General features: G+C 68.3%; 13 protein-coding genes. 6 read left to right on the top strand and 7 right to left on the bottom strand.

Annotation, left to right across the window (positions count from 1 at the left end; all coding sequences use genetic code 11):
- Positions 1 to 129: 129 nt before the first annotated feature.
- The 4 genes from OXI49_04360 to OXI49_04345 all read right to left on the bottom strand — a co-directional run bounded on the left by OXI49_04360 (position 130) and on the right by OXI49_04345 (position 9,398).
- Complete coding sequence (locus OXI49_04360; protein MDE2689723.1) at positions 130 to 3,258, bottom strand: efflux RND transporter permease subunit; 3,129 nt, start codon at positions 3,256 to 3,258, stop codon at positions 130 to 132.
- An 11-nt stretch (positions 3,259 to 3,269) separates the two neighbouring features.
- On the bottom strand, positions 3,270 to 6,830 hold the full coding sequence (locus OXI49_04355) for an efflux RND transporter permease subunit (protein ID MDE2689722.1): 3,561 nt from the start codon (positions 6,828 to 6,830) through the stop codon (positions 3,270 to 3,272).
- Between the two features lie 31 nt (positions 6,831 to 6,861).
- On the bottom strand, positions 6,862 to 8,034 hold the full coding sequence (locus tag OXI49_04350) for an efflux RND transporter periplasmic adaptor subunit (protein MDE2689721.1): 1,173 nt from the start codon (positions 8,032 to 8,034) through the stop codon (positions 6,862 to 6,864).
- A gap of 206 nt (positions 8,035 to 8,240) precedes the next feature.
- Complete coding sequence (locus OXI49_04345; protein MDE2689720.1) at positions 8,241 to 9,398, bottom strand: M20 family metallopeptidase; 1,158 nt, start codon at positions 9,396 to 9,398, stop codon at positions 8,241 to 8,243.
- Between the two features lie 72 nt (positions 9,399 to 9,470).
- Here OXI49_04345 and OXI49_04340 point away from each other — a divergent pair, with 72 nt between their 5' ends.
- The 6 genes from OXI49_04340 (at position 9,471) to OXI49_04315 (ending at position 15,792) form a co-directional block, all read left to right on the top strand.
- Entirely contained in the window at positions 9,471 to 10,508 is a 1,038-nt protein-coding gene (locus tag OXI49_04340) for a molybdopterin-binding protein (protein MDE2689719.1), read from the top strand.
- Positions 10,509 to 10,552: 44 nt separating this feature from the next.
- Positions 10,553 to 11,929, top strand: coding sequence for an aromatic ring-hydroxylating dioxygenase subunit alpha (locus OXI49_04335; protein MDE2689718.1), 1,377 nt, complete (start codon positions 10,553 to 10,555; stop codon positions 11,927 to 11,929).
- Complete coding sequence (locus tag OXI49_04330; GenBank protein MDE2689717.1) at positions 11,926 to 12,420, top strand: aromatic-ring-hydroxylating dioxygenase subunit beta; 495 nt, start codon at positions 11,926 to 11,928, stop codon at positions 12,418 to 12,420. Before OXI49_04335 ends, OXI49_04330 begins: the two co-directional genes overlap by 4 nt.
- A 73-nt stretch (positions 12,421 to 12,493) precedes the next feature.
- Positions 12,494 to 13,573: a hypothetical protein gene (locus tag OXI49_04325; protein ID MDE2689716.1), complete on the top strand. Its 1,080-nt coding sequence runs from the start codon at positions 12,494 to 12,496 to the stop codon at positions 13,571 to 13,573.
- Between the two features lie 20 nt (positions 13,574 to 13,593).
- Entirely contained in the window at positions 13,594 to 14,667 is a 1,074-nt protein-coding gene (locus tag OXI49_04320) for a hypothetical protein (protein MDE2689715.1), read from the top strand.
- Between the two features lie 54 nt (positions 14,668 to 14,721).
- Positions 14,722 to 15,792 carry a hypothetical protein gene (locus OXI49_04315; GenBank protein ID MDE2689714.1) on the top strand — a complete coding sequence of 357 codons (1,071 nt, stop codon included), beginning with the start codon at positions 14,722 to 14,724 and terminating at the stop codon, positions 15,790 to 15,792.
- Between the two features lie 273 nt (positions 15,793 to 16,065).
- Here the strand turns inward: OXI49_04315 and OXI49_04310 are convergent, their stop codons facing one another.
- The 3 genes from OXI49_04310 to mog are packed head-to-tail and all read right to left on the bottom strand — an operon-like array spanning position 16,066 to position 19,567.
- Positions 16,066 to 16,749 (bottom strand): hypothetical protein, encoded by a 684-nt coding sequence (locus tag OXI49_04310; protein MDE2689713.1) that lies wholly within the window; start codon positions 16,747 to 16,749, stop codon positions 16,066 to 16,068.
- A gap of 8 nt (positions 16,750 to 16,757) precedes the next feature.
- Positions 16,758 to 18,986 carry a penicillin acylase family protein gene (locus OXI49_04305; protein MDE2689712.1) on the bottom strand — a complete coding sequence of 743 codons (2,229 nt, stop codon included), beginning with the start codon at positions 18,984 to 18,986 and terminating at the stop codon, positions 16,758 to 16,760.
- Positions 18,987 to 18,997: 11 nt separating this feature from the next.
- Positions 18,998 to 19,567: a molybdopterin adenylyltransferase gene (gene mog / locus OXI49_04300; protein MDE2689711.1), complete on the bottom strand. Its 570-nt coding sequence runs from the start codon at positions 19,565 to 19,567 to the stop codon at positions 18,998 to 19,000.
- Positions 19,568 to 19,596: the final 29 nt, after the last annotated feature.

Below are 19,596 nucleotides of genomic sequence, written 5' to 3'. Positions count from 1 at the left end.
ACGGCTGCCCTGACCGGAGAGAGCTACCTGTCGCTATGTGGAGCGGGACTATAACAGCGTTGCAGCTATGCCGAAGTTCTCACGGATTTCTTGCCAGAATCTCGCCAAATCATCCAATCGAATGGATCTTCACGACACCGGATGCGCTCCCCGCCTCGGCGCGAGCGCGCCGGCAAGCGTCCGCCCCAGCCACGCCCGGCCGTCCTCGATCAGTGTGTAGAAGACCGGCACGGCGAGCAGGGTCAGCAGGGTCGCGGCGGCCATGCCGCCGATCAGGGTCAGCGCGAAGCTCTTGTAGCTCAGGCCCATCTGGGTCGGCTGGCCGAAGAGCAGCGGCACCATGCCGCCAATCGTCGTCAGCGCGGTCATCATGATCGGCCGGAAGCGACGGTTGGCGGCTTCCAGCAGGGCCTCGGTGCGTTCCATGCCCGCGGCCCGTAGCCGGTTGACCGAGTCGAGGAGCACGATCCCGTTGTTGACGACGACCCCGATCAGGATGATCAGCCCCACGAGGCCCAGGAAGTCGAGGTCGCGGCCGGCGAGCAGGTGGATCCAGGTGACTCCCATGCTGGCAAGCGGAATCGTGACCAGGATCGCAACGGGCAGCACGAAGCTCTCAAAAAGGAAGCCCATCAGCAGGTAGACGAAGGCGATCGACATGAGCGCCGCGATCATCAGGTTCCGGGTCTCTTCGGCGGCCACGTTGCGCACCAGCCGTGCCCAGGCCACGCCTTCGGGCAGATCGGTCTGCGCGGCGACGGCGCGCACCGCCCGCCGCGCCTCGCTCTCCCGGCCCTCTTCGAGCTCCACCGTGATCCGGCGCGCGGTCTGTTTGTCGCGGCGCGAAATCCGGGTAGCCGATGGCTGCTGACGCACGTCGACGAGGGTGCCGATGGCGAGCGCCTCGCCGCTCTCGGCCGGCACCGAGAAGTCACGGAGTTCGGCGAGACTCTGGCGGTCCTCCTCCTCGAAGCGGATGCGTACCGGGATGTCGCGGCCGCCGTAGTAGATCCGCGGCAGCGCCTGGCCGCGCAGCGCATAGCCGACCATCACCGCCAGTGTCCTCGGGTTGACCTGCTGGCGCATGGCCAGGTCCCTGTCCAGAACCAGCGCGAGTTCGTTCGGGGCCTCGTCGGCCGACTTCTTGACCGCCAGCACACCCGGGACGCGGGCCAGCCGGTCCTCGACGCCGGTCGCCACGTCTTCCAGGACCTCGGCGTCCTCGCCGAACAGGGTCAGCGTCTCGAGCGCTTTGTCGGTCGTCTCCTGCTCCGAGGCGAAACCGGTGTGGAAGCGCACGCCCGGCATCTCGGGCATCAGGTCGATCACCCGCTCGGTGACCTCGCGCATCTTCAGGTCGGCGCCGGTCCCCATGATCCCCTGGATCTGGCCCCAGGTGCGCTCATGGAAGAAGACGAGGTACTCGAGATCGAGTTCCTCGCGCAAGCCGTCGATCTTCTCCTCGGCGCGCGCGAAGTACTCGATCGTCTCGTCGAACGACATGTTGCGCGGCAGCCGGACCTCGACGTTGAAGAACGCCTGGTCGTCCTCCGACATGGGAACGACCTCGAGCCGGCCGCTGGCGGCGACCTGGGTGAGCGCCATCGCCGCCACGAGGAGGAGGACGACGTCGAGTCGCCGTCGCAGCCCGTAGGCCAGCATGCCGCGATAGAGGCGATTCAGGAAGCCGAAGCTCGCCTCGTAGGCCCCTCGCAGGACGACGTTCGACGCGTTCCGGGCATGGCGCAACGGTCCCGTCTCTCCGGGCGACCGCGACGGCAACGTGACGTAGACCGCCAGCGGAACGACGACCAGCGCCACCACCAGGGAAGCGAGCAGAGAGACCGTGATCGGGATCACGAGCCGAAGCAGCATGAACTGGCCCTGGCCGTCCACAAGCGAAACCGGCAGGAAGACGATCACGGTGGTCAGGGTGGCGGTGGTGATCGCCAGCGCGATCTCCCCGGCCCCCTGAAGCGCCGCCTGACGGCGCGCCACGCCGCTCTGGTGCAGGCGATGAATGTTCTCGGCCACCACGACCGAGTTGTCGACCAGGAGCCCGACCGAGATCATGAGCCCGAGCAGCGAGATCACGTTGAAGGTCTCGCCGAAGAAGTACATCGCGACCACCGCCACGACCATGGAGAGCGGGATCGAGAAGGCGATGATCAGGCTCATCCGCAGCCGGCGGAGGAAGAAGAAGAGCACGATCACCGCGAAGATCGCCCCGATCCGGCCGCTCGACAGGAGCACTCCCATGGAGTCGCGGATGATCTCGCCCGAACTCATGATCACGTCCGCCTCGATTGCCCCAAGGCGCGGATTCGCCGCCAGTTCCTCGACCACGCGTTCGACCTCGCGGGCCACGTCCAGCGCGTTCGCCTCGCCTTCCTTCTGCACCCTGATCGCGTACGCGGGCAGGCCGTTCACCCGCACCCGGAACTCGTCGTCGGGCACGTCGTAGCTAACGGAGGCAATGTCGCCCAGTCGCACCGTGTCGGTGATCAACATGTCCCTGACGTTCTGGGGCGCCGGATACCTCGCCACTGACCGCAGGAGCAGCTTGCGGTCGCCGGCGCGGACGTTGCCCGACGCCAGGGTGAAGTAGTCCGACTGCAGATCCTGGGCGATCTCGAAGATGTTGAGGCCCGCCGCCTCGACCCGCTGCCGGTCGAGTTCGATCAGCACTTCCCGCTCCAGCAGGCCCTGGGCGTCGACCGAGGCCACGCCGGGCAGCCGCTCCAGCTTCAGGATGACCTCGTTCTGGATCAGGTTGTAGGTGTCGGCCGTCCCCTCGTCGACGAGGACGCCGACCATCGCCACCGGCATCTGCGTGTCGTCGTCCTTGCGGATGAAGACCTGCTGGACATCCTCCGGCAGACGTGCCCGGGCGCGTTCGATCCGATCCCTGACCTCGCGGTAGGCGACGTCCATGTCCGTCCCGTGCGCGAAGCTCAGGAAGACCTGGCTGAAGCCGACGGCGCAGAACGAGTACTGGTTTTCGAGGCCGCGGATCGTCGCCAGCTCCTCTTCCAGCGGGATCGTGACCTTGTCCAGGACCTCCTGAGGCGGCGCGTCGCGCCACGGGACGGTCACCCGCAGGAAGGGCGAGCTGTAGCCCGATGGGATCAGCTCGATGGGCAGCGACAGGGCCGCGACCAGCCCCATGACCAGGACCGCGCCGACGACCACGAGGACGCCGATGCGGCGCTCCAGGGAAAGCCGGGGCAGGGACCTGCCCAATCCCCCTGGGGTCATTCCGCCGGGGATCATGGGCGACTCACCTGGGGCGCCACCGCTCCGGCCGGCCCGGCGGCTTCGGCCGGGGCGGGCGCCGGGCGGGCGACGCGAGTACGCGAAAACGACAGCGCCTCTCGCAGCCGCTCGAAGATCTCGTAGATCGTCGGCACGACGATCAGGGTCAGCACCGTCGAGGCGACCAGGCCGCCGATCACGGCCAGCGCCATGGGCGTACGGATCTCGGCGCCCTGGCCGAGGCCGAGCGCCATCGGCAGCAGGCCGAGCGTGGTCGTCGCCGTGGTCATCAGAATCGGCCGCAGCCGCACCAGGCCGGCGCCGACGATCGCCCGGCGGCGGGGCAGGCCGCGCGCGCGCAGCCGGTTGATGTAGTCGACGAGGACGATCGCGTTGTTCACCACGATCCCGGCGAGCATGATCATGCCGAGGAAAACGACGATAGAGAGGTTGACGTCCATCACGTAGAGGGTGGCCAGGGTGCCGAAGAACGCCAGCGGAATCGAGAACATGATGACCAGGGGATGCAGCAGGGACTCGAACTGGGCCGCCATGATCACGTAGACCAGGAACACGGACAGCCCGAGGGCCAGCCAGAGACTGGCGCTCGAGCGCTGCCACTCCTGGCTCTGGCCGCCGACCAGAAAGCCCATGTCCGCCGGCCACTCGATTCCGTTGGCCAGAACCTCCTCGATCCGCTCCACCGCATGCCCCAGCGAAGCGGCGCCCAGGTTGGCCTCGACGACGGCCACCCGCTTGCCGTCGATCCTTCGCACCTCGGACGGCCCTTCGCCCACGGCGACGTCGGCGACCGCGTGGAGCGGAATCGGGCGCTCGCCGCCCGGGTTCACGACCAGGCCGTTCAACTGGTCGGTCGAGCGGCGGTCCTCCTCGGCCAGGCGGACCACGATCGGAATCCGCCGGTCCCTCAGGTTGTAGAGGGTCGCCTCGAAGCCCTCGATCTGGTTGCGCACCATCTGGGCGACGACCGAGGTCTGGAGCTCGTAGCGGTTGAGGATCGCCCGGTCGTAGACGATCTGCACTTCGGGCGCGCCGCGCTTCAACGTCGTTTCGACGTCGGCGAGCTCGGGCATCGCCGCCATCAGGTCGCGCACGCGGTCGCCGTACTCCTGGAGGCGGTCGAGATCCTCACCGTGGACCTCGACCTCGATCGGCGTCTTGAAACTGAACAGGACCGGCCGCGAGACGCGCGAGGAAGCATCCGGAACCGACTCGAAGCGCCGCCGCAACCGCTCCACGATCTCGTCCTCCACCCCCGCCTGAACCGGTCCGAGCAACACCTTGAAGCGCGCGCTGTGCTCGCCCTCGTCGGAACGCTGGGTGTTCGTCACGTCGTAGCCGTAGGTCACGAGCAGCCGCTCGATGTGGCGCTCCTCCTCGAGGATCGCGCTCTCGACCGCGGCCAGCGTGCGCTCGGTCTCGGCCAGGGGCGTGCCCACCGGCAGCGAAACCTCGATCGTGAACTCGCCCTGGCGCACCTCGGGGAGCAGCTCGCTGTCGAGGCGGCCCAGAAGCCACCAGGAACTCCACAGGGTGACCGCCACCACCGCCACGACCGCGACGGGGAACCGCAGGGAGCGATCGAGGAGGGTCGGATAGACGCCGCTGAGCCAGTCGAGCAGGCGCCGCACGACGACCAGCGGCCCCCGGCTCAGCCAGGTGAACGCCTTGACCAGGACCGGCCCGACCAGGCGCACGACCAGGAACGCCAGCCCGGCCAGCAGCAGCAGAATCGCCTTGGCGATGAGTTCGAGCACGCTGCCGACGACCAGCCTGACGCTGACGAACAGGATCGCGAGCGCCAGACCGGGCCAGCCGATCAGAGGACTCCGCGATCGCGCCCAATCAAGAAGCGCCGCCGCATCCCGCCGGAACGCCTCCCACGCCGCGTAGCGTCGCAACCGGGAGGCTGTGCCACCACGCTCCGGCAGCGTCCAGCCGCGGCGGCTGGCGAGCATCGGGATGAAGGCCAGGGCAACGGCCATTGACGCCAGCAGCGAGATGACGACGGCAAGGCCCAGGTCGCCGAACGCCTGGCCGGCGATTCCCTCGACGAACACCATCGGCAGGAAGACGGCGATCGAGGTCAGGATCGAGGCGATCACCGCCGAACGGACCTCCTTCGCGCCGCGGATCGCCGACGCGACCAGGTCGTCCCCCTCCTCCCGGCACCGGAAGATGGACTCCAGCACGACGATCGAGGAGTCGACGAGCATGCCGATGCCTAGAGCCAGGCCGCCCAGGGACATGATGTTGAGCGACACAGAGGCGGCCGAGAGCGGCGCGAAGGTGATCAGCAGCGAAATGGGGATGGACACGGCGACGAACAGCGTCGTGACCAGGTTGCGCAGGAACAGGTAGAGGACGATGACGGCCAGGATGCCGCCCAGGATCGCCGTGTTGCGAACCTCGGCGATGCTGCCCTCGATGAACTCGGAGCGGTCGGAGACGACCGTCAGCACGGCTCCCTCCGAACGGTAGAGATCGGCCGAGAGGGTCGCACCGCCAAGCGAGGGACCACGCCGGCCGCTGCCGCCGCCCCCGCCCGTCAGCCGTTGCAGCAGGTTCCGGGGTTGCTCCACCGTCTCGCCGCGCGCCCTGGCCCGTTCCAGTTCGAGGTCCAGCTCGCCGACCCGCGCCCGCACGCGGTCGGCCAGTGCGACCATGTTCGCGTCCGCCTCCTTGTAGACGTCGAGCTGGACGCTCTCGGCGCCGTCGGTGCGAGTCAGGATCTCGCGGTCCCGGTGCGATCTGCGGACTTCGGCCAGATCGCCGATACGGACCTCGCGCCCCTCCACGCTGGCCACGACCGTGGCCCGGATCTGGTCCAGGTTCACGTATTCGTTGACCGTGCGCACCATGTACTCGGTGCGCCCCTCCTTGAGCGTGCCGCCGGCGACGTTGATGTTCTCCTGCCCGAGGCGGTCGATCACCTGCTGGACGGACAGCCTCGAGCGCTGCAGCGCCTGAGCGTCGAGGAGCACGTGAATCTCTTCTTCCAGGCCGCCGCGGACCCGAACCGCGGCGACGCCGTCGATCGGCTCGAGCGCCCGCTTGACCTGGAGTTCCGCCAGCCGGCGCAGGCGGCGCAGGCCCTCCTCGCCCTCGAAGCGCTCGTCCTCGCCCGACAGGGAGAGCTCGAGGACCGGGTCGAGACCCGGGTCGAAGCGCAGGATGAGCGGACGCTCCGCCGAGTCGGGCAGGAGGACGAGATCGAGCTTCTCCAGCGTCTCCTGCACCGCGTCGGACATCGGCGTGTCCCAGGCGAACTCGAGCACGACGTCGGAAACGCCGGCGCGGCTGATGCTGCTCATCCGGCGCAGGCCGCCGACCACCCCGAGCTGCTCTTCGATACGTCTCGAGACGTCGTTCTCGACCTCTTCCGGCGCCGCGCCCGGATACTCGGTGCGCACCGTGAGCGTCGGGTAGGACAGCTCGGGCATCAGGGTCACCGGCAGTCCCTGGTAGGACAGCAGGCCGAACACGACCGCCGCCAGGAAGACCATCGACACCGCGACCGGGCGATGGGTAAGGAACGACTTCGCAGCCTTCATGCGGCGCTCCCGTCTCTCTGCGTGTTAGCGGTCAGCTCGCGGGCTGGTAGGACGGGGCCGAGGCCGCACCCAGGTCCGCCACCGAGCCGAGGGCTTCCGTCGGGTCGAGCAGACGGATCCGGGCGCCGTCCTTCAGTCCCGCCTGCCCGGCCACGATCAGACGCTCGCCGTCCGTCAGGTCGCCTTCCAGGTGGACGACGTCCTCGCTCTCGATGAGCACCCGGACCAGCAGCCGCTCGGCGCGTGGACCGTCGTCGTCCTGCGCGACCCGGAACACGAAGACCTGCTCCTGGTCATAGACCAGCGCCCGCTTCGGCGCCAGCAACGTGTCCTCCAAAGCGGCGGCCACCAGGTCGACCTCGACGTACATGCCAGGCAGCAGGCCCTGGTTGGCCGGGATGCCGAGCGTCACCTTGACCGTGCCGCTCTGGGGATCGACCACGGGCGAGATGCGCTCGATCGCCGCCTCGCGCGAACCCGTGAGCGACTGGGCCAGCACGCGAGCCGGCTGGCCGACGAACAGGCCCGCCAACTGCCGCTCGGGCACGAACACCCGGGCGACGATCGAGTCGAAGTCGACGATCTGGAACAGCCTGGCGTGGGTCTCGACGTGGTCGCCCACGTTGACGAGCCGCTCGGTGACGACGCCGGAGATCGGCGCCTGGACCGTCGCGTAGCCCAGTTCCCGCTCGGCGTCCTCGAGCGCGAGCTCGAGCTGCTCCATGTCGTAGCGCGCCTGGTTGTAGGCCTGCTCGCTGATCAGGTCCTGCTCGAAGAGACGCCTCTGGCGCTCGTACTCCAGGCGGGAGCGTTCGAGCTGGCTCTCGACCCGCCTGAGCGCCGTGCGCTGCGCCTCGTCCTCGAGCAGCAGCATGGTCTGGCCGGCGCGAACGGTATCGCCCTCCTCGACGAGGAGGTTCGTCACGTGCCGCTCGGCCTCGGCCAGCACGTCGACGACGTTCTCGGCTTCGAGGTTGGTCGAGAACCGGAGCACGGACTCGATCCGGCCGCGGAAGAGGGGCAGCGCCGCGACGGGAATCGCATCGTCGGCGGCCAGGGTCGCATCGCCGGCGGCGGGCGGTTCGCCCGCCATGCCGCTGCCCACGGCGCAACCCGCCAGGAGCGGCAGGACGCAGGCAAGAAGAAGGAAAGACGCAGACGCCGCCAGGGGAGCCTTCGTATGGTTAATCGAACTCATGTTCATCGGTTGGAATCCGCTAGTCGTCAGTGGGGCCGTTGTGGGGCACGGCAGGCGGCGGTCGGCGTACTTCGAGGGAATGCTCGTCACTCTTGGAGGGAGTACCCGTTGAACGGGAACCGAACTGACCCGGGGGGCCGAACTGACTGCCGGCCGCCGCCCGCCTTCAACAAGGAATACGCCCCGGCTGCCGGCTTTGTTTCCGCGCGCCGCTAGGAAAGTTGACTCTCGGCCAGCCGCGCCCAGTACTTGGCGCCGATCGTCAGCAGCTCGTCGTTGAAGTCGTAGCGCGGCGTGTGCAGCATCTCGCTGTCGCCGTTGCCGATCATCATGAACGAGCCCGGCCGCTCCTCGGCCAGGAACGCGAAGTCGTCGGAGCCCATCAGCGGCTCCATCTCCGTGTCGACCCGCCAGCCCATGCTGCGCGCCGCGGCCGTCATCTCCTCCGTCTCGCGCGGCGCGTTGACCGTCGCCGGGTAGTAGCGCTCGTAGTCCACCTTGGCCGAGGCGCCGTGGGCGGCGCAGACGCCGTGGACGACCCGCTCCAGCCCCAGTTCGAGCGTGTCCTGCACTTCGCGCAGGAAGGAACGCACGCCGCCGGCGAGGTACGCGGTCTCGGGAATCACGTTGAAGGCCTCGCCGGCATGGCTCATCGTCACGGACACCACGGCCCGCCGCCGGGGATCGACGTTGCGGGACACCAGCGTCTGGAGTCCCAGCACGACCTGGGACGCGGCGACGATCGGGTCGATGCCGCTGTGCGGCCACGCGCCATGCGTGCCGCGGCCCCGGATCTCGATCTCGAACTGGTCGATCGCGGCCATGAAGGGACCACTGTTCGTCGCGAAGGCGCCCGTCGGCACGCCCGGAAAGTTGTGCAGGCCGAAGACCTTGTCGGCCGGGAAACGCTCGAACAGCCCTTCCCGCACCATGACTCCGGCGCCCCCGTCCTTCTCTTCCGCCGGCTGGAAGATGAGCTGGACCGTGCCGTCGAAGCTCCGGGTCTCCGCGAGGTAGCGGGCGGCGCCCAGCAGCATCGCGGTGTGACCGTCGTGCCCGCAGGCATGCATCTTTCCGGGCGAGGTCGAGCAGTGCCCGAACTGGTTCTGCTCATGGATCGGCAGCGCGTCCATGTCGGCCCGCAGCGCCACGGCGCGATCCGAGCTGCCGGCACGGATCGTGGCGACGACTCCGGTCTTTGCGATGCCGTGATGGACCTCTTCGATGCCGAACGACCGCAGCCGTTCCGTCACGATCTGCGCCGTCCGCTCCTCCTCGAAGGCGAGTTCCGGATGGCGGTGAAAGTCACGCCGCCATTCGGTCAACTCGTCGCGCCAGCCGTCGATGCGGCCGTAGTTGTCGGAGGCCATGGGCGGTGCAGTTTATCGTCGCGCCGGGACGGCCGGCGTACTCGGTGGTCGCGGTGTAGTTTCACGCCAGCGATGAAGTTCGACGCGACGCCGCTCACCGAAGCCCACGGCGCAATCCTCGGCCACAACGTCTACGACAACGACGGTCGCCGCGTGCTGCGGAAGGGCCGCGCGCTCGGCGACGAGGAACTGGTGCTGCTGGCCGGACTCGGCCGCGACCGGGTCTTCGCGGCACGGCTGGAACCCGGTGACGTCGACGAGAACGACGCCGCCAGCCGGGTCAGTGAAGCAGTTGCCGGAAAGGGTCTCGACCTGCGGGGACCGACGACCGGCCGGGTCAATCTGCACGCGCAGACCCTCGGCGTGCTCCGCGTCGACGGTGCGGCTCTCGACCGCATCAACGACTGCGACGGCGTCACCCTCGCCACCCTGCCCAACCACAGCGTCGCGAGGGAGGGCAAGATGGTCGGGACGACGAAGATCCTCCCCTACGCCCTGCCCGAGGGGACGGTTGCCGCCGCCGAGAGCGTGGCCACGAGCCCCGTGATCCGGCTCGACCCGTTGCCGCCGAGCACCGCGGGGCTGATCGTCTCCGGGACCGTCGCAGCCGGCCGCTCCGCCGGCCGCGAACGGCTGGTCGCCGGCTTCGAGAAGGCCTTCCGACAGCGGCTCGACAGCCTCGCTGCCGAACTCACCCACGTGCGCTTCGTGCCGATCGACCGGGAGCAGGAGACCGAGGAGCTCGCGGCCGCGGCGGCCGAACTCGCCCCGGACGTCGACCTCCTGATCCTGGCCGGCGAAACGGCGATCCAGGACCGCCACGACCTCGCTCCGAGCGCCATCGAAACCGCCGGCGGCTCGGTCATCTGCTACGGCGCCCCGGTCGACCCCGGCAACCTGCTGCTGCTCGCCGAACTCGGCGACACTCCGGTCCTCGGCGCCCCCGGCTGCGCCCGCAGCCCGAAGCGGAACATCGTCGACCTGGTGCTGCCCCGCCTGCTCGTCGGCGACCGGCTGACGCGCCGCGACATCACGTCGCTCGGCCACGGCGGTCTCCTGGAGGACGTGCCGGAACGGCCGTTGCCGCGGCGACGAATCGAAGGCTCCTGACTCCGCTGCCCTCCGCCCATCCCACCGTCATCCAGAGGACCAACATGAAGAACGCGGCCGAGCCAATGGACATCCGTGACTTGGTCATCGACGACCGGAAGCGCGGAGTCTTCAGGGTCCATCGGTCGTGCATGGCTTCCCGGGATCTGTTCCAGCGGGAGCGGGAACTGATCTTCGAGCGGTGCTGGATCTACCTGGGACACGAATCGGAAGTGGAGCGCCCCGGGGACTACCGTCGCCGCACGGTAGCCGGTCGCCCGCTGTTCTTTGTGCGCGGCAAGGACGGTCAGGTACGCGTGTTCCTCAACTCCTGCCCGCACCGAGGTGCCATGATCTGCCGCCGCGACGCGGGAAACGCCAAGATCCTGCGGTGCTTCTACCACGCCTGGTCTTTCAACACCGAGGGCGAGTTGATCGGCGTCCCCGGCAGGGACGCCTACGGTCCCAACTTCGACCCAGACGAATTCGGATTGAAGGAGCCGGCACGAGTCGACAGCTACCGGGGCTTTTTCTTTGTGAGCTTCAACCCGCATGTCGAAGAACTCAGCACCTACCTGGCGGGAGCCAGGGACTATCTGGACCTGGTCGTCGACCAGACCCAGGAAGGGATGCGGGTGGTTCCCGGTTCCAACAAGTACGCCATCAAGGCCAACTGGAAGCTGCTGGCCGAGAACAGCCTCGATGGATACCACCTGATCCCTACCCATCGGACCTACGTGGACTACATGGCTGGTCTTGGGACGGACGACAGCGGAGACACCCTGGCGGCCCGCCCGCCCGGCGCCGGGCGGGCTTTGGGCAACGGTCACTGCGTGTCCGAGAACATCTCCCGGAACGGCCGTCCCATCGCCCGCTGGCACCCGGTGTTCGGCGAAGCGGCAAAGAAGCGGATAGCGCGAGCACGGCGCCGGCTGGTACGGAAGTACGGAGAGGAACGCGCATTCCGGATGGCCGACACCTCGCGGAATCTCCTCATCTATCCGAACCTGCTGATCATGGACTTCGTGGCGATCAGCATCCGCTACATCGAACCCGTCGCACCGGACAGAATGGACGTCACAGCCTGGCATCTCGTGCCCAGGGAGGAATCAGGTGCGGCGCTGGCCACCCGACTCGACAGTTACCTGACCTTTCTCGGACCGGGTGGCTTCGCCACACCCGATGACGTCGAAGCCCTGGAGTCGTGTCAGACCGGTTTCCGCGCTACCGAGAACGAGTGGTCCGACATCTCAAGGGGCATGCTGAAGTCCAGCCCCGGAACGTCGGATGAACTCCAGATGCGGGGATTCTGGCGACAGTGGCACGCGAACATGCTGGGCCGGAGTACGACCAACGTACAGGACGGGCAGCCCACGGAATCGCAGGCCGCAACGGCTGATTCGGAAGCTGACGACCCTGGGCACCGGGCCGGCGCGCGATGACCGCCACCAGCACCCCCGCGCTGCGAGGAATGGTGGAGGAGTTCCTGTTCAGGGAAGCGGCACTTCTGGATGACTGGAGGCTGGATGAATGGGTCGATCTGTTCACGCACGACGCTCGGTACATGGTTCCCTCCACGGATCTGCCGGAAGGGGATCCCGGGCGCGACCTGGTGTTCATCGACGACGACATCATGCGCTTACGCGCTCGGGTGGCGCGATTGAACAGCCGCCATTCCCACCGCGAGAATCCGCGGTCGCGGACCCGCCGGTTTGTTTCCAACGTGCGGGTTGAAGAAACCGACGACAGACAACTGTCGGTCTCCGCGAACATTCTGGTCTACCGGTTCCGGAGCGGCGAAGGAGCGCCTTACGTCGGCAGCGTCGAGTACATCCTGAGGAGAGATGGCGAGGATCTCAGAATCGCCTACCGGCGCGCGGTGCTGGATATGGAAGACCTCTCCTGGCACGGTGCCGTGAGCATCATCCTGTGATGGACCGTCAGTCACTGCGAGGCTCCTGCTCCGCTACACTCCGCCTACCCCACCCTCATCCGGAGGACCCAACATGAGAGTCCGAGTCCCCGCGGCGCTGATCGCCATCCTCGCGCTGCTGATCGCGGCCCCTGCGCTGACCGCCCAGGGCGACGTCAAGCGCGCCGCCAACGGCAAACCCGACCTGACCGGCACCTTCGACGCCGGCACCCTGACGCCGCTTCAGCGGCCCGAGAAGTACGGCGAGAACCTCTTCCTGAGCCCCGAGGACGCGGCGAAGATCGAGGCGGATGCGGCCCAGTACGCCGCCGACCGGCACCAGGTCTCTGATCCGAACCGCAAGCCCCCGCCAGTAGGCGGCGACGGGACCTCGGGCGGCGCCGGCAACGTGGGCGGCTACAACCGGTTCTGGGTCGAGACCGGGACGGAGGCATTCGCGGTCGACGGCAAGTTCCGCACCTCGATCATCTTCGATCCGCCCAACGGCCGCATGCCGGAGATGACCGAGGCCGGCAAGGCGAGGTCCGCCGAGCGTCGCCGGCTGCGCCGGCCGAACGACGGCTCCGCCTGGTGGCTCGACATCGAGGGCCACGGCCCGTACGACGGCCCGGAGACGCTTCCGGTCACGGAGCGATGCATCGTCGGCTTCACCGGCGCCACGCCGACCTTCCCGAGCCTCTACAACAACTTCAAGCGCGTCGTGCAGACCGAGGACCACATCATGATCCTCATCGAGATGGTCCATGACGCCCGGATCGTGCGCCTGAACGCCGAGCACCCCAGCCCCGAGGAGCGGAAGTGGCTCGGCCACTCGGTTGGCTGGTGGGAAGGCGACACGCTCGTCATCGACTCGCGGAACTTCCACCCGAAGGCCGTCCTGCGCGGCGCCACCCAGGAGTCCCACGTCACGGAACGGCTCACGCTGCAGCCGGACGGCAACATCCTCTACCGGTTCACGATCGACGATCCGGCCACCTGGGACGTCCCCTGGTCCGGCGAGTACATCTGGAAGCGCAGCCCCGTGGACGTCTACGAGTACGCCTGCCACGAAGGGAACTACTCGATGGGCGGCACGCTGCGCGGCGCCCGCGTGCTCGAAGCCGACGCGCTGGCCGCCAAGGCCGCTAGCACCGGCGCCGGCAGCGGCGACTGAGGAACCCTGGAGGACAGAGAATGAGAATCCTCGCGGCCCTGACCGCCATCGCCCTGCTGCTGATCACGGCGCCCGTGGCCGGAGCCCAGGACGACATCAAGCGCATGCCCAACGGCCGGCCCGACCTGCACGGCAACTACGACGCGGCCACGCTGACTCCGCTGCAGCGGCCCGAGAAGTACGGTGACAACCTGTTCCTGAGCAGGGAAGAGGCCGAGAAGATCGAGACCGACGCGGCCAAGCGCCGGGCCGACCGCCACCAGGTCAGCGACCCGGACCGCGAGCCTCCGCCGGCCGGCGGCGACGGCTCAGGCGGCGGCGCCGGCAACGTCGGCGGCTACAACTTCTTCTGGCTGGACATCGGCACCGAAGCGTTCTCGGTGGACGGCAAGTTCCGCACGTCGATCATCGTCGACCCACCGAACGGCCGCATGCCGGAGACGACCCCCGCGGCCCAAGCGAGAAGGGCCGCACGCGACAAGCTCCGCAAGCCGAACGACGGCTCCGCCTGGTGGCTCGACATCGACGGCCCCGGCCCCTACGACGGCCCCGAGTCGCTGCCGATCACCGAACGCTGCATCGTCGGCTTCACCGGCGCCACGCCGACGCTTCCGAGCGCCTACAACAACTACAAACGCGTGGTGCAGACCGAAGACCACGTCATGATCCTGATCGAGATGAACCACGACGCCAGGATCATCCGCCTGAACGACGAGCACCCCAGCCCCGAAGAGCGCAAGTGGCTCGGCGACTCGGTTGGCTGGTGGGAGGGAGACACCCTCGTCATCGACTCGGTCAACTTCCACCCCAGGACGTTCCTGCGCGGATCGACGCAAGAGCTTCACGTCACGGAACGTCTGACCCTGCAGCCGAACGGCGACATCCTCTACCGGTTCACGATGGACGACCCCGCCACCTGGGAGACGCCCTGGTCCGGCGAGTACATCTGGAGAAACCGCCCGGAGCTCGTTTACGAGTACGCCTGCCACGAGGGCAACTACGCGATGGGCAACACCCTGCGCGGCGCGCGGGTCCTCGAGGCTGACGCGGCGGCCGCGAAGGCCGGGAGTACCGGCGGCGGCAGCGGGGACTGAATCCCGCATCCTCCGCTACACTTTCGGCTTCCAGTCGAAACAGGAGGACGCAGAATGAGAGTCCAGTTCTCGGCGGCGATGGCCGCCATCCTCGCGCTGTTGCTCGCCACGCCCGCCCTGGCAGCCGAAGGCGAGATCAAGCGGGCGGCCAACGGCAAGCCCGATCTGACCGGCACCTATGACGCCGCCACGCTGACGCCGCTCCAGCGGCCGGAGGAGTACGGCGAGAACCTGTACCTGACGCCGGAAGAGGCCGAGAAGATCGCCGTCGACGCGGCCAAGGGGCGCGCCGAACGCCACCAGGTCTCCGATCCGAACCGCGAGGCGCCGCCGGAAGGCGGAGACGGCTCACCCGGGGCCGCTGGCAACGTCGGCGGCTACAACAGCTTCTGGCTCGACCGCGGCACGGACACGTTCGCGGTGGACGGCAAGTTCCGGACCTCGATCATCATCGACCCGCCGAACGGCCGCATGCCGGAAACGACGGAGGCAGCGAAGGCGAGATTCGCCGAGCGCGCCAAGCTACGGCGTCCGAACACCGGCACCGCATGGTGGCTCGAACTCGACATCGCCGGCCCCTACGACGGCCCCGAGTCGCTGCCGATCAGCGAGCGCTGCATCCTCGGCTTCACCGGCGCCACGCCGACCTTCCCGAGCGGCTACAACAACTACAAGCGGGTGGTCCAGACCGAGGACCACATCATGATCCTGATCGAGATGGTCCACGACGCCCGGATCATCCGCCTGAACGACGAGCACCCGAGCCCCGAGGAGCGGCGGTGGCTGGGCGATTCGGTCGGCTGGTGGGAAGGCGACACCCTGGTCATCGACTCGGTCCACTTCCGGCCCGACGGCTTCCTGCGCGGCGCGACCAAGGACCTCCACGTCACCGAGCGCCTGACGCTCCAGCCGGACGGCAACATCCTCTATCACTTCACGATGAACGATCCGGCCACCTGGGAAGCCCCCTGGTCCGGCGAGTACATCTGGAAGCGTGATGCAGAACGGGTCTACGAGTACGCCTGCCACGAGGGCAACTACTCGATGGGCGGCACGCTACGCGGCGCGCGCATCCTCGAAGACGACTGGCGCGCCGGCAAGGCGTCCAGCACCGGCGGCGAGTAGCGGCGAGTAGCACCCGCCAGTCCGGGAGTCCGGGGGATGGTCCCAGCGGCCGTGGCATCCGTGCGTCCGCCAGCGGACGCACGGACTGCGACGCATGCGGCGCAGAAACGCGCCACATGGGTGCGCGCTCAAAAGAGAATGAGAGGCCGGCGCTCACTCCACTCCGCTCGCTCCGGTAGGTCGTCGTTTGATGCAAGGGCGCCGGGCGTCGCTCGCTTCGAGTCCGCTGGGAGCCTCCCCCGCAGACGTCCGAACTGGCTGGACTTGGTCGGGCTATTCGTCTCGCCGATTCGGGCCGATCGCGATCTCGGTGATGTGGAGGCTGAGGCCTTCGCCGGCACTTAGGCCGATCAGGCCGTTGTAATCGAGTTCGTCGGACGGAAAGTCGGCGACGGCCTCGCCGCCGATGTAGAAGATCGTCTGTTCGCCTCGGACGTCCACTTCCAGGACGTTCTCCGCGGGCGAGGTGGCCGAGTCGTCGAGGACGGATACGCCGTCGTGAGCTGTCCAGGGCGCGAGTTCCTGGATCTCGTCGCCGGTGTGTCGGGCTACGCGGAACCGGCCGGCGTTGTCGATCTGGAACGAGACGTAGGTTGGCTTGTCCCCTTCGAGGTCGCGGCCGCCGAGGAAGAGACCGAAGGGCGTGTCGACGCGGGTTGACCCGGACCGGTCGGGGTCGCCTTTCGGGAACAGGTAGATCGTGCTCTTGACGGCATAGTTGCCTGAGGCGAAGCGGCCGGGATCCCAGAGCAGGCTGCCGGAGCCGGCGTAGACGTGCCAGCCGGGGCGCATGACAACGAAGTTCCTCTCGGCCGCTTCGTCGGAGCCGTCGTACCGGACCTTCCAGTGTTCTGGACGCTCCAGGTTGTGGCCTGACTGGGCCGACGCGGCTGCCGGGGTCACCATCGCGGCGACAGCGACCGCGGCTGTGCACCAGGCCCTTTGACGATGACGCATCGAGGCTCCTACTCCTCCGGCCGGTAGACCAGCCGCTCTTCGGAAACAACATTCTTGCCGCCGTCGGTGAGCAGTTCTTCTCGGGCGAACCAGCTCGGCTTCATCGCGCCGACCGAGAACAGCTTCTCGGCCTGATCGCGGTAGTGCGGCGAGTCGGGGCGGTCGCTCTGGCCGATCGGGGGCTGGGTATAGCTGCGGATCGGGTTGCTGAGGATGACGACCTGGGTCGAGGTCTGGCCGCGGTTGCCCCAGCGCCGGCCGTCGGCGCGTGGCGGGCTGAATCCGACGGAGCGCATGGTCGCCATTCCCGCTTCGCCGAGCGAGCCGCCGCCGACCGGCCAGGAGACTTCGTCGTTCGAGTCCTGGCGGCCGACCCTAAAGACGTCGCCAAAGACCGGACGCTGACCGCCCGGGCCTGACAGGTAGGCCTCCGCCGCGATGTCGACCGCCTCAACCAGCAACGGCAGGTCTTCGTCCCGCAGGCCGGGTGGTTCCGGCGCCTCGCGGAACAGCTCCAGGTAGTCGTTGACCCTCGATGTCATCTCGTTCATTCGTTCATCGCCGGCCAGGCCGCGGAGCGCCTCGCGCCACCGGAAGTAGGTGAGCGCGCCCCGAGAGTCGGGCTCGACGACGCCGTCCCACCGCAGGATCGGGCTCATCACGACCCCATGCTTCGGCGTGCGCCGGCCCGAAACCGCGGGCTGCGCACGTCTCAGCTCCTCGACCCAGCGCTCGAACTGGTAGACCGACCGGTTGAGCGCCAGCTCGACGATCTCCTCCTCGCTCCACTTTTCGCCGGCCTCCCGTTTCGCCTCGAGCAGCGCGACCGCGACGGCGCCCCGCTGGTGGGTGTAGAGGGCGGGCTGGTTGTAGAGGTAGGCCGGATAGCGCTCCGGCACGAGCGGCGACCCGACGAGCATCGTGTCCGGGCCGATGTTGTTGTTCTGCATGTAGCCGCGCTCGGGGTTGAGCAGGGACATCAGCTCGGACGCGGGGTGGATGCCGAGCCACTCGGTCTCGGAGGTCGAGCCGTCGACGGGACGGCTCCAGTCGTGGCCGTCCGGCCGGATCGGCACCCGGCCGGTGCGCTGGTAGTAGATGTTGCCGCCGGTGTCCGCGATCATCACGTTCTGCGGCATGATCTGGCGCACGTCCAGTGCCGCGGCAGCGCCCTTGTAGTCCTCGGCGACCATGAACCAGTACTTGGACTCGAGGTAGCCGATCTCCTCTTCGTAGGCGAGGGCCGCGGCGTAGGCGCGGTCGCCGCGGCGGGCGACGATCGGGCCGTGGTGGGAGTACCAGAACGTTGCCTCGCGCGGCGCTGCCTCGCCCGCCACGGCGACCTTGACCGTCCGGCTCGTCATCTGCCGCCACTCGCCGTCGTAGAGGTAGCGGCCCGGATCGTCCGGATCGAGAGTCAGTTCGTAGACGTCGGCCGTGTCCGGGCCGCCGGTCGTGTGGGCCCAGGCGACGCGCTCGTTGTGGCCCAGGTTCACATAGGGGAAGCCGGAGGTGGCGAAGCCGCTGATGTGGATGTCGCCGGCGTGGAGCCGCAGTTCCCAGTAGCGGTGCCGGCCGAGCCAGGAAAGGTGCGGGTCGATGATCAGCGCCGCGGCGCCGAAGGTCGTCTGGTCGGGCGCCAGCGCGATCTCGTTGGAGGCCCGCAAATCGACGTCGAAGCTCGAGTCGATGCCGACCGCCCGCAGGTCGGAGCGCGCCTGCCCCGCAGGCCAGCTCCAGATGAACTGGCGGCTGAAGGCCACCGGCATGTAGACGTCGACCGGGCGGTCGCCCCACCAGTCCGGCACGTCGTCGGGATGCGCGTCGAGGTAGTCGTTGATGCCCGCGATGAACGCGGCCAGGTGCCGTCGGAGTTCCGGGTTCAGCTTCGCCTCGTAGTGGCGCTTCGCCGTGCCGTAGTGGTCCCACATCCGCGACTCGAGATCGGACCGCACCCAGGCGTCGTTGTTGCCGGGTCCGAAGGCGGCGGCGTACTCGCCGAGGCCGAAGAGGTAGTTCTCAAGCAGTTGCGACAGCCGGTCCTCGGCCATCGCCCAGCCGGAGGCGTAGAGCCCGGCCTCGGCGGACTCGGCGTAGATGTGGGGGACGCCCCAGGTGTCCCGGTAGACCGTCGCCTCCTCGCCGCCTCCGCCGGGCGCTCCGCAGGCCGCGGTCAGCGCGAAGAGCAGCACGGTCAGAGTCGTCCAGAGCACCGGCCAGATGCCTTGCTTCTCCATGTCGATCCTTCTCAGCCCGCCGGCTTCTTCGCCGACTTCGGCCGGAACGCCTTGATCCGCTCCTCCTTCGTCGTCAGGTACGGCCCGCCGATCAGGTCGACGCAGTACGGGATCGCCGGGAACACGGCGTCCAGGCACTCGCCGATCGCCTTCGGCTGCCCCGGCAGGTTGACGATGAGCGACGACCCGCGAATACCGGCCGTCTGCCGCGAGAGGATCGCCGTCGGCACCGCCAGGAGCGACACCTGCCGCATCAGCTCGCCGAAGCCCGGCATCTCCTTCTCGCACACGGCCAAAGTCGCCTCCGGGGTCACGTCGCGCGCAGCCGGTCCGGTGCCGCCGGTGGTCACGACCAGGCAGCACCCTTCGTCGTCACAGAGTGCGCGGAGCGACGCCGCGATCTGGTCCACCTCGTCCTCGACAACCCGCGCACAAGGCTCCCAGGGCGAAGTCAGAACCTCCGCGAGATAGTCGCGGATCGCGGGACCGCCGCGGTCCTCGTAGACCCCGCGCGACGCGCGGTCCGACACGGTGACGACCCCGATACGAGCGGGAGCGCCTGAAGTGCCTCGATCCACCACGCGCGAGAGCCTATCCCTGCAGCTCGTTG

It is taken from the genome of Acidobacteriota bacterium (genome assembly GCA_028875725.1).
GTDB lineage: Bacteria > Acidobacteriota > Thermoanaerobaculia > Multivoradales > Multivoraceae > Multivorans.
Note: the sequence above shows the minus strand (reverse complement) of the source record. Positions and strands in the feature narration are given on the sequence as shown.

Excerpts from the sequence above, each read along its gene's own strand:
- OXI49_04350 (MDE2689721.1), bottom strand. The coding sequence starts at position 8,034 with ATGAACATGAGTTCGATTAACCATACGAAGGCTCCCCTGGCGGCGTCT.
- OXI49_04355 (MDE2689722.1), bottom strand. The coding sequence starts at position 6,830 with ATGAAGGCTGCGAAGTCGTTCCTTACCCATCGCCCGGTCGCGGTGTCG.
- OXI49_04310 (MDE2689713.1), bottom strand. The coding sequence starts at position 16,749 with ATGCGTCATCGTCAAAGGGCCTGGTGCACAGCCGCGGTCGCTGTCGCC.
- OXI49_04360 (MDE2689723.1), bottom strand. The coding sequence starts at position 3,258 with ATGACCCCAGGGGGATTGGGCAGGTCCCTGCCCCGGCTTTCCCTGGAG.
- OXI49_04305 (MDE2689712.1), bottom strand. The coding sequence starts at position 18,986 with ATGGAGAAGCAAGGCATCTGGCCGGTGCTCTGGACGACTCTGACCGTG.
- OXI49_04345 (MDE2689720.1), bottom strand. The coding sequence starts at position 9,398 with ATGGCCTCCGACAACTACGGCCGCATCGACGGCTGGCGCGACGAGTTG.
- OXI49_04330 (MDE2689717.1), top strand. The coding sequence starts at position 11,926 with ATGACCGCCACCAGCACCCCCGCGCTGCGAGGAATGGTGGAGGAGTTC.
- OXI49_04320 (MDE2689715.1), top strand. The coding sequence starts at position 13,594 with ATGAGAATCCTCGCGGCCCTGACCGCCATCGCCCTGCTGCTGATCACG.
- OXI49_04340 (MDE2689719.1), top strand. The coding sequence starts at position 9,471 with ATGAAGTTCGACGCGACGCCGCTCACCGAAGCCCACGGCGCAATCCTC.
- OXI49_04335 (MDE2689718.1), top strand. The coding sequence starts at position 10,553 with ATGAAGAACGCGGCCGAGCCAATGGACATCCGTGACTTGGTCATCGAC.
- OXI49_04325 (MDE2689716.1), top strand. The coding sequence starts at position 12,494 with ATGAGAGTCCGAGTCCCCGCGGCGCTGATCGCCATCCTCGCGCTGCTG.
- OXI49_04315 (MDE2689714.1), top strand. The coding sequence starts at position 14,722 with ATGAGAGTCCAGTTCTCGGCGGCGATGGCCGCCATCCTCGCGCTGTTG.